The sequence below is a fragment of the Streptomyces sp. P9(2023) genome (assembly GCF_032436795.1).
In the GTDB taxonomy this organism is placed as follows: domain Bacteria; phylum Actinomycetota; class Actinomycetes; order Streptomycetales; family Streptomycetaceae; genus Streptomyces.
Map to the genome: position 1 here is coordinate 1 of NZ_JAUPWM010000605.1, position 260 is coordinate 260.

A 260-nucleotide genomic window follows, 5' to 3' on the forward strand; every position below is an offset into this window, starting at 1 on the left:
CGCCCGAGAAGTCGGCGGTGTACGGCCCCTCGGGGTGCTGAAACGGCTCGAAGACCGTCGGCATTCGCGGCGTCGCCTCGACTCTGCGCTTGAAGTACCGCGAAGTGACGATTCGGCGCAAAAGCGCCTTCAGCGAAAAGCCCGATTGAATGACGCCCTGCTCGGCGAGGCTCCAATCGACGCCGCGCTCGTCGTGGTTGCGGTAGACGACGTGTGGCGCGAGGTGTTCGGCGATCCGCTCACCATTCCCAACTTCGTCT

The 260-nt window shown here is 64.2% G+C and carries 1 protein-coding gene; it reads right to left on the bottom strand.

The window, feature by feature from the left end; genetic code table 11:
* On the bottom strand, window positions 1–260 hold a 260-nt coding region (locus Q5762_RS38860), incomplete at both ends, for a hypothetical protein (protein WP_315897029.1).